We start from the raw sequence: 1106 nt of genomic DNA, 5'->3' as shown, positions 1-1106 counted from the left end.
TGTGACCAAATAATATTTATTTTGCTTTTAAGAAAAAACGTAAAGCATAATTACTCGTTAAAACTAAACTGAACCTAACTTTTTTAATAAAATATGTTTGAATTCGGACAAATTATAGTTTGAAATGAAACAGCAACTTTAGAATAGTTTAAATGAAAGCTGCTTACGCAAGCTATTATTTGTACATTAAAATTTTTCGTGCGCGCCAACAGAAGTTAACCATTCCAAGCCTCAAATAAATTTGAAAAAAATGGATAAATTGAAGGGAGAATTGTCGTTTTTACAACAACTATTGAAAATGGAAAGAAACGAAGTTCGGCGTAATTTGCTACTTGGTCACATTCAAAATGTCGAAAAACAAATGCTCAAGCTTTGGCGTGAAGAACGCGACCGGAAGTCAAAACAACTTCAAAATATACAGGATGCTGAAGCCAAGAATATGAAAAAAGAATAACTGGCTCAACGGTTACTACATTACATCCTGACATGTAAATTTGTTTGTGTTGTTTAATAAAAATATAAATACAAAAAGAATTTATGTTTATTTTTTGTGGGCAGCTGTTATAAAAAGTGTAATGTATTGTTGTTGTTGTCGTTTATTGTAAAACTCAAACTTAAACTTAAACTTGCGTGTGTTGGAAATTAGGTTTGTTTGAACCCTAAATGAAAGATAATTTGACGAGTCAAGAGTTTTTATAATGTCAAGTAAATTTGCAGCTAAATAGTTGGTGCTACTAAAGAGTATCGAGCCAACGGGTTTCAGTTTACTGTTCTAGAATTTAGTCATTTTAAACATGTTTGTAAGGTCCACTAGATGTCGCCGGTATATTATTACCTCTAAAAACTTGACTTGGTGTTTGTTAATTTTAAAATTAGAGTTGACTCTACAAAAACAACTTTGTACAAGTAAAACATAATATTTTGAAACGTTTTTAAGTTGACTACTTTTGTTGTACTATCGAGTCTCGACTTTGGTTCTGCCAAAGTCCGACCTACTTGATTACTCCTTAGCAATTAGTTTTGAAATTTTCAATTTGAAAAGTATGTGTTGTGTAGTCAGGGGTAGCACATTCCCCGCACCGTAAGCCCTCAGGCAGGCGGGTGCC

At 32.5% G+C, this 1106-nt stretch carries 1 protein-coding gene; it reads left to right on the top strand.

Going from position 1 to position 1106, the window contains the following annotated elements; all coding sequences use genetic code 11:
• Nucleotides 1–250 precede the first annotated feature (250 nt).
• Entirely contained in the window at nt 251–454 is a 204-nt protein-coding gene (locus ABWO04_RS12100; RefSeq protein WP_353079930.1) for a hypothetical protein, read from the top strand.
• The last annotated feature ends 652 nt before the right edge of the window (nt 455–1106 follow it).

Origin of the sequence: Flavobacterium sp., from assembly GCF_040382755.1 — a bacterium.
Lineage (GTDB): Bacteria > Bacteroidota > Bacteroidia > Flavobacteriales > Flavobacteriaceae > Flavobacterium.
The sequence above is the reverse complement of the archived record's forward strand: the minus strand, read 5'-3'. Positions and strand labels throughout refer to the sequence as shown.

Bases quoted from the DNA above. Each gene is read 5' to 3' on its own strand.
- ABWO04_RS12100 (WP_353079930.1), top strand. From the start codon at position 251: ATGGATAAATTGAAGGGAGAATTGTCGTTTTTACAACAACTATTGAAA.